This window comes from Staphylococcus sp. MB377 (genome assembly GCF_001922505.1).
Taxonomy (GTDB): domain Bacteria; phylum Bacillota; class Bacilli; order Staphylococcales; family Staphylococcaceae; genus Staphylococcus; species Staphylococcus haemolyticus.
Genome location: NZ_MAON01000019.1, coordinates 1 through 8,311 on the forward strand (window position 1 = coordinate 1; position 8,311 = coordinate 8,311).

The 8,311-nt window shown below is 27.7% G+C and carries 10 protein-coding genes and 1 pseudogene; 3 read left to right on the forward strand and 8 right to left on the reverse strand.

The window, feature by feature from the left end:
- Positions 1-360: 360 nt before the first annotated feature.
- The 3 genes from BB045_RS12150 to BB045_RS05100 are packed head-to-tail and all read right to left on the reverse strand — an operon-like array spanning position 361 to position 2,174.
- Positions 361-534: a hypothetical protein gene (locus BB045_RS12150; protein ID WP_000044738.1), complete on the reverse strand. Its 174-nt coding sequence runs from the start codon at positions 532-534 to the stop codon at positions 361-363.
- A gap of 43 nt (positions 535-577) precedes the next feature.
- Complete coding sequence (locus tag BB045_RS05095) at positions 578-1,198, reverse strand: LysE/ArgO family amino acid transporter (protein ID WP_000941203.1); 621 nt, start codon at positions 1,196-1,198, stop codon at positions 578-580.
- A 4-nt stretch (positions 1,199-1,202) separates the two neighbouring features.
- On the reverse strand, positions 1,203-2,174 hold the full coding sequence (locus BB045_RS05100) for a fatty acid desaturase family protein (RefSeq protein ID WP_000053810.1): 972 nt from the start codon (positions 2,172-2,174) through the stop codon (positions 1,203-1,205).
- A gap of 98 nt (positions 2,175-2,272) precedes the next feature.
- On the opposite strand from BB045_RS05100, the gene BB045_RS05105 reads away from it, so the two are divergent.
- A complete protein-coding gene (locus tag BB045_RS05105) occupies positions 2,273-3,685 on the forward strand; it encodes an aminotransferase-like domain-containing protein (RefSeq protein WP_000526300.1) in 1,413 nt (470 codons plus the stop codon).
- 154 nt (positions 3,686-3,839) lie between these two features.
- On the opposite strand, the gene BB045_RS05110 is transcribed toward BB045_RS05105, so the two are convergent.
- Positions 3,840-3,935, reverse strand: a complete 96-nt coding sequence (locus tag BB045_RS05110) for a type I toxin-antitoxin system Fst family toxin (protein ID WP_000493114.1) — start codon at positions 3,933-3,935, stop codon at positions 3,840-3,842.
- Positions 3,936-4,228: 293 nt separating this feature from the next.
- On the opposite strand from BB045_RS05110, the gene BB045_RS05115 reads away from it, so the two are divergent.
- A complete protein-coding gene (locus tag BB045_RS05115) occupies positions 4,229-4,618 on the forward strand; it encodes a hypothetical protein (protein WP_075140564.1) in 390 nt (129 codons plus the stop codon).
- Between the two features lie 42 nt (positions 4,619-4,660).
- Here BB045_RS05115 and BB045_RS05120 read toward each other — a convergent pair whose 3' ends face one another.
- Positions 4,661-5,539 carry a nucleotidyl transferase AbiEii/AbiGii toxin family protein gene (locus BB045_RS05120; protein WP_075140565.1) on the reverse strand — a complete coding sequence of 293 codons (879 nt, stop codon included), beginning with the start codon at positions 5,537-5,539 and terminating at the stop codon, positions 4,661-4,663.
- A gap of 190 nt (positions 5,540-5,729) precedes the next feature.
- Here BB045_RS05120 and BB045_RS05125 point away from each other — a divergent pair, with 190 nt between their 5' ends.
- A complete protein-coding gene (locus tag BB045_RS05125) occupies positions 5,730-6,725 on the forward strand; it encodes a hypothetical protein (RefSeq protein ID WP_075140566.1) in 996 nt (331 codons plus the stop codon).
- A gap of 226 nt (positions 6,726-6,951) precedes the next feature.
- Here the strand turns inward: BB045_RS05125 and BB045_RS05130 are convergent, their stop codons facing one another.
- The 3 genes and pseudogenes from BB045_RS05130 to BB045_RS11985 form a co-directional block, all read right to left on the reverse strand.
- Positions 6,952-7,299, reverse strand: a complete 348-nt coding sequence (locus BB045_RS05130) for an ArsR/SmtB family transcription factor (RefSeq protein WP_002441960.1) — start codon at positions 7,297-7,299, stop codon at positions 6,952-6,954.
- Between the two features lie 18 nt (positions 7,300-7,317).
- On the reverse strand, positions 7,318-7,935 hold the full coding sequence (locus BB045_RS05135; protein WP_049394661.1) for a CadD family cadmium resistance transporter: 618 nt from the start codon (positions 7,933-7,935) through the stop codon (positions 7,318-7,320).
- A 307-nt stretch (positions 7,936-8,242) separates the two neighbouring features.
- Positions 8,243-8,311, reverse strand: a pseudogene (locus BB045_RS11985) (IS6 family transposase); the annotation flags it as partial.

Below are 8,311 nucleotides of genomic sequence, written 5' to 3' on the forward strand. Positions count from 1 at the left end.
CCGTAGGTCTCTTCAGATCTACGGATTTTCCCCATGCCACGAAATTAGCATCATGCTAGCAAGTTAAACGAACACTGACATGATATATTAGTGATTAGCTATATTTTTTACTTTGCAACAGAACCTAGCATATGCATCTACACTTATTAGATGGGCTATATAATTTTATGAGTTCGCATTATACGTCTTTTTTATCTCTCCACTCACAAGTGTTATAACTTAGTTAACAATGAAACTAGCATGAATAGCACCTTATCTCAAGCGTCAATTCAGATGCCTGAGAGAAGGTGCTTTTATTTTATGTAATATCTGAGTTATATATAGCTGCTGATAAGTAATTTTATATAACGCTAGTTTTACTTATAGTTTTTCATCACTCCACCCAAGAAAACCATCTTTAACTTTTATTGTAAACTTTCCACTCCAGAAAGTACTAATTTCATAATAGAAGATGCCTCCACTTTCTCGAATGAATTTGATATCATTTCCGTATTTTTTGATAACATAATTGTCTGCATCTGTTCTTTTAGACATTTAAGACCACGCCTTCATTTTATAAAAATACCTCTTTTATCATCTAACCAAAAATTAAATGTAAGATGTTTTTCACAATTATCAAACTAACTACAATAACAATAAAACTTGATATCTTATTTAAAATTATTATATATTTTCCAGTTTGATCTATAGATCCTAAAATCTTCCCTAATACAGCTAATAAAATAAACCATATCCATGAAATCATAATAGTAGAAATACTGAATAAGAATTTTTCTGAACCTGAATAAACAGAAGCGCTTGTTCCAATTACTCCTACTGTGTCCATGATTGCATGAGGATTTAATAGTGATACAGATATAGCAAAGCCAATTTGCTTTTTAGCACTCATAGAGTCATGATTTTCTAAATTATTAGGTTTTTCATTCCATAATGACCACGCCATATATAATAAAAACATAAGGCCTATAATATATATAACTAATTGCAACGTAGGTAAAGACATTAAAATCAATGAAACGCCTAAAACTGCAATTGTTATTAAAAATGTATCGCATAGTCCAGCTGTTATTATGACTGGTAAAGCTTTTGTAAATTTCTTTTGATTAGCTCCTTGATTAAATACAAAAACATTCTGTGCTCCTAACGGTAGAATTAGACCTAGCGCTAATAAAACACCATGTACGATTGGTTGCAACATAATACTAACTCTCTTTCATTTTACTATTGGGTGTACAAATATCTTTTACCACACTATAAAATCCTGGTAATGTAGTTTTGAAAAATCCTGTGCAATGATGTGCTTCTCTATATTTTTTATCTTGCATCAAAATAGAGTGTGCCTTTTTTAAATTATAGTGCGGAATAGCTGGGAATAAATGATGTACCAAGTGATAATTATCATGATGTGGGTGAAATAAAAATATTGTCCAAGGCATACCAAACGTATTTCTACTTGCTGTTAATTCAGTATCATTGTTTAATCCTGAATGTTCTGCCATTTCTGCCCAGTAACGAATAATTTGAAAAGTTGTAAGAAGTGGTACAAACCAAAAGATAATAAGGTAAAACCAAAAATTAAATGCTATAGATGTTGATATCAAAACCAACCATAAAATATTTCTAGTCCAAAGTTCTGACTTAGGTATGTCCTTACTATAAAGGTTAGCTGATACCGTACCTAGTATATACTTTGGCACATGAAACAGTAACAACACCTTTATAATGTGATCTTTTATAAATTTATTGATGTTTTCCTGTGGCTTATCTAGTCCAACAATACGATATCTTTTTGTATCAGGATCATTTTCTTCATCCCATAAATTCTTATGATGTTGAAAGTGAGAATTACAATATGTAGTAAAACTTGTAAAAATGGGGAATGCTATAAAAATACAAGTAATCCACTTATTATAAAATTTATTCGTAAATAATGAACGATGGCATGCTTCGTGCATTAAATTGTCAAAAGCTCGCATTCGACTTCCAATTAAAATAATACTAAGCAGGTAAACAAATATATTTCCTGTTGTTATGCTTAAATAAGCACTTCCAAAAATAACCAACCAATCAAAAAGTAAAGCAAAAATATTATGATAGTTATCTTTTTTCATCAAAGGTTTTAATTCTTTTTTGATTTCTTTAGAAAAAACTGCTTTTTCTAATTTCAGTGACATCATAACCCCTCCTTTGGATTGTATGTTATAATAATCTGAAATTTAAAAAAACTACCAGATTAAAGATAAAATTCCAACCAGATTTAAGGAGAAGAAGTATGGGAAATTTTCAATACAAAATGATAATAGATGATATTATTAATAAGATTAACAATGGCGAATTATCATCAGGAGATAAATTACCATCTCAAAGAGAAATTTCTCAATATTATAATGTGAATAGATCTACAGTTATACAGTCATTAGATATTTTGAAAAGTTATGGTATTTTGGAAACTATTGAAAAAAAAGGCGTTTATGTATCTCAATATAAATGGAATGCTTATATTACAAGTAATATTCATTGGCAAAATTATATAGGGAACAGCATGTCTAAAAGCAACCAATTTTATATTCAAAGAATCAATGAATTAGAATTCAATCCTAATATTATACGTCTAGGTACTGGCGAGTTATCTCCAAAGTTAATTCCAAATCATTTGTTCAAAGAAATAATATCAAACAGTATTAGTGACTCTATACAAACGAATTATGAGGAACCAAAAGGAAAATTAAGTCTTAGATTAGAAGTAGTAAATTATATGAAAAAAAGGGGAGTCATATGTGATGTGGATAACATATGTATCACTTCAGGTGCTGTTCAAGGATTAAAACTAATAGCTGATGGATTATTAGTTCCTCAATCTAAAATTATTATTGAAACACCTTCTTATATTAATTCCATACGTACTTGGCATAATATCAAATCGAAAATGATCCCTTTATCAATCAACTATATAAAGCGAAATATTAATAATATATTTAAAATAAGTAGTAACTACAAAAACAGCATATTTTATTGTATACCTACTTTACACAATCCTACTCAAAATACTTATACTAAAGAAGAAAAGCAAAAAATTATAGATCAATGTCAAAAAAACGGAATACCTATTGTTGAAGATAGTATATATTCTGATTTATGGTTTGATGAAAAAAGACCGATGCCCATGAAATCTTTGAAAAATAGTGACAATGTTTTATATTTAGGAAGTTTATCTAAAACGGTAAGTCCTGGTCTGCGTATTGGATGGATAGTAGCAGATAAAAATGTAATTAATCACTTATCTGATTTAAAAATGCAGAATGACTATGGTGCTAGTTCTATATCACAATATATTGCCACAAAATGGCTAAATACTTATCATGAAAAACATATATCTGAATTAAAATTAGAATTAAAAAAACGTAAAGATATATTTATAGACGCCCTAAAAACTCATTTATCTATGTATGGTAGTTGGAATGACCCTAGTGGATCATTTTATATTTGGTTTGAGTTCTCTATATCAATAAACGTAAAAAAATTGTTTAATGAATCTATAAAAGAAAATATACTTATACAACCTGGAGAAATATATGATTCTAACTACAAAAACTACATTCGATTTTCTTACTCATACATTGATGAGAATGATATTAATAGAAGTTTAAAAAAATTAAGTAATATTATTAAAAAAATTAGAAATTGATTCCTAAGAACTTTCTTTACTTTGCATTCCTCTACTAACCAGTGTTATAATTTGATTAACAAATAGTGTACTAACATGATAAACACCGAGCCCGATAACTACTGCGAATAGTTATCGGGCTCTTTTGGTATATTAGCTATATGTCGTCGCTAAATTACTTTTCACGATTATTCAGCCAATGAGAAAATAACGTGAGTATAACTCCTACTATGATAGGAGCTATAATAGTTACAAATAGTGTACTGAACATGATGTCACCTCCTTCCATGCTAAATACAGCACAGAAGTGAACGACGACTTTTGTATTATATCATTTCTAATAATTGAGTTACAGATAACTTCCGATAATATTTAATTATGTAGGTTAAACAAGAAATCGGCTTATAAAGTACATTACTCTTGATTTGGTATTTATTTCATACTATTTTGAGTAGTTATTTAAATCATTAAACATTGCCTCAGCAACAAAGCTAGAAGACCAACTCATTACTATTAGTTTTTGGGCAGTGAATTATCTTAATAAAGAATTAGAAGATAGTAAAAATGAATATCAACGTAAAGTTAAACAAGTTAATAAAGCTATGGGTAAAAAACGATAATAATATAATAAGAATCATTGCAGTAGCTTTTTTTACTTTTGGTTTTATAGGTCTTGGCTTTGAACTGCAGAACTTGAGGCTCAGGGCACAATATATTTTAGTTTCTGGTTTCCCTTTTTTATTAATATCTATAATGTATAGAGAATATATTTGGGTATTTATTATTTTTATGTCACTATCTATGCCTATATTCTTTTTATCTTTAGTAGAATTTTTATTAAATTTTAGAAATAAGAAAGATAACATTAATTTAAAAATAGAAGGTATCATAAGTATTATAGGTTCTTTATTAACAATTATTAGTTCTATATTATCAATTATGACTTTTAAATGAAAAGACATAATTGATAATATTTTTATTTAAAAGCCTGTACATTTACTCATTGTTTTTTAACAGTGTATATAATTCGTCGAATAATTCCATATTATAAATAAATAAATATTCAAAATCAGGTATTTCTGTATTAGCTGGTATTTGTGGCAGTACTGCTTGTTTATAGTCTTGGAATAATCGATCTTTTATTTTCTTAACTTTAGGTATTAATTCAATTGGGACTTCCTTAAGCTCAAACATTCGTCTAAGAATGTGGAAATTATTAGGATTAGTAACTTCTTCTCTCAGCTCAACGTTTGAAATGTTAGTTAAGGTAGAATAAATATCGTATAAATCCCTTGCTCTAGTTTTATCTGAACTTAATTTATACTCTTCTAACTGCTGGCAAGAAGCACGAATTTTTTCATAAATAATCATTAAAGAGCTATATAAATAAATTTTAATACCATCAATTTCTGTTGTAGTTCTAGGATCTGTATATTCTTCAAAACTTAAATCAATTTGAATTTTCTTAGAACCATCACCCATTGATTCTGCATAAGCATTAAAATTTTTTATACCTTTATTCTTTAATTTTTGTAATTCTGTATCCTCTATAATACTAAATGTAATAACATATCCTCCCCAAAAAGGAGGCGTTCTGTCATTTCTTATTTTAGGTTTATCTTGAAATTTATAAGAAAGTATTTGATATCCTTTTTCTAAAAATGCTTTAGTAATATTATCTTTAAAAAGAACGCCCTCTTCATTTTCTGCCAAACGTATATTTTCTTTAATAGAAAAATCTAAATCTTGTGATTCTCTTTTAGTTAAACCGTGTAAATTCAAAGCATTTCCACCTTTTAAGGTTAAAATATTTTCTAAATGTTCATCCGAGAAGATTGCCTTTAATGTGGTTCTTTTAATTGTCTCTGAATCCATTAGAATGTCTCCATTTCTTTAACTATTTACCTTTATTATATCAAAATAAAATACTATATTCTATGAAAAGCTATGGTATATATACCATAGCTTTATAAAAATCATATTTTAAGTTATACTATAGTGGTTATCATATAGCTATGGTATATATACCATAGCTATACAAAAATGTTCTAAAGAGGTGTATAAGATGTCAATTTCAGATAAAGAAATCGAAAATATACTTAAAAATAATAATATACGTAAAGATACTTATAAACTTATTAAAAATAAAGATATAATACAGGATTTAGCTACAGAATATGGAAATGTCTTGAATAGAACTACTATCATAAAAATATTGCATGTATTAAAAGAAGATTATGGCGTTCCCAACCAAACTTCAATATCAACTTTTAAAAGGTTTACCGTGAATATTTTGAAAATTTTTGAAGAAGTTCCAATTTTCTTCGAAAAAGAAGGAGAAAAAATTGAACGTTATGTTTCTACATATACTGTTGTTTCCCCTTATGAAATAGCCCTTTCTTTATTATCACGTTCGTTCTTATCTCATTACAGTGGGTTACATGTACATGATTTAACACTTAATAACCCTAAAGATATCTATATTAATAAAGAGCAGTCTAAAAAACCTAGAGATAGTAAAAATGCAAAATTGACACAAGGTAAAGTCAATTACGCTTTTTCAAAACCAATGCGAAGAACTAAAAGTATCTATAATTTTAACTATAAAAACACTTTTTATAGAGTCCATGTATTAAATACAAAAAATACCAATAATACAGGTATTATTAAAAAAAATCCCATTGGTTTTTCTAAATCTGTATATGTAACTAATATCGAAAGAACTTTATTAGATTCTACAACTCGTCCTCAATACAGTGGTGGACCTCAAGAAGTTGCTACAGCTTATCAAAATGCTCGTAAAACAATCAATATTAACCTTTTAAAGCAATATTTAGAAAAGTTTCATTATATTTATCCATATCAAAAATCTATTTTATTTTACTTGAAATCTGCGAACTATTCTCAAAAATCACTAGATATTTTCAATGAGTTAATTAAAAAAAGTGCTGATAAAGATATTCTTTTTTATTTAGATTATCAAATTCTGCACAAATCTTTGGATGAGAAAATAGGAATATATTATCCTCAGGAATTAAAAGTAGAAGATACAATATTATAATGTTTGTAGTAAATATCATTAAAAATACGATTAGATAAATTAAAAGCTATCTACAGTTCATTATTGAGATCTGCTGATAGCTTTTAATTTAATAAAATACTAATCAAATGTGCAATATATATTAAGTCGATTATTCTATAATCATATGCACTTCCGATAAGTCATTTTATGTTATATCTTTGCTTTTTTATAGTATCAAGACAAGAAGAAACTCGTTTCACTCGTTTCAAAAACCCTCCTGATTTTTAGAGAAAAATTCTTTTATTTCATCGTCTTTAATAAAATAATATGCCATCTTTCCCTTTTTATAAAAATCAAGTACATCATTTTTATATAAAAGTCTTAAATGATGTGAAGTTGAAGCAACACTTATTTTCAATATCAAAGAAATATCACAAACACACAACTCATCTTCTTTAATCAAAGATAATATGATTTTCAATTTCTTCTCATCACAAATTTTTTCTAAAATGTTAAGTAATTTCTTAGATTTATCATCTTCTAAAAAACTTAAAGCATTGTTAACTTTATCCTCATGTACACAGATCACATCACAAGCATTTTCATAACTCATATAAAATCGCACCCTAAATTAAAATATAAATCCTAAAATTGTTTGAATAGTATCATTTTCAATAATAATAAATAAACCTAAAGCTATATAAATAACAGCCATAATCCAACGACTAAATTTCTCAACAATTTCTCCAACTCCTGGAATATTAGATAATTTTTGTGCAGTAAATACCAAGAAGAAAATTAAAATTAAAAAGACAAACAGAGTAATTAATAAATTAGTAACACTTAATGTCACAAAATACGGAACAAATAAACCAATATTATCAGCACCACAACTTGCTATCGTAACAATTGCAACCGTACCAACTAATTTAGACAATCCTTTTTCATTCAATTCTTTTTTAGCTCTCTTTTCTCCTTCACAATCATCATAAATAGCTACTTTAATTCCTAAATAAATCGGTATTAACCCTAATAATCCTAATATCCATTTTTCAGGAACATAATTTAAGACAAAGGCAAAGAATAAACTTACGACAATCAATGCCACAGATCCTACATATTGACCAATATAAATATCTCGATATTCTTTCTTAGTCTTTGCTCTAGCAAAAAATATTAATAAAATCACTAATAAATCTACTGCTGTCGCAATATAAAGAATAGCAGCAGTTACAATAGTCTGAATCATAATTACACCTCATTCAAAAATATTTTTGAATGTATTATAACTTATGTTTTCAAATAATCATAGATGCTTTATTCCAATTGCTTTATTGACGTTGAGCCTCGGAACCCTTAACAATCCCAAAACTTGTCGAATGGTCGGCTTAATAGCTCACGCTATGCCGACATTCGTCTCCAAGTTTAGTTAAGGGTTCTTCTCAACGCACAATAAATTTTCTCGGCATAAATGCCGTGTTATAATTAAAATACTTTTGGTTCTGTTGCAAAGTAAAAAATATAGCTAATCACTAATATATCATGTCAGTGTTCGTTTAACTTGCTAGCATGATGCTAATTTCGTGGCATGGGGAAAATCCGTAGATCTGAAGAGACCTACGGTT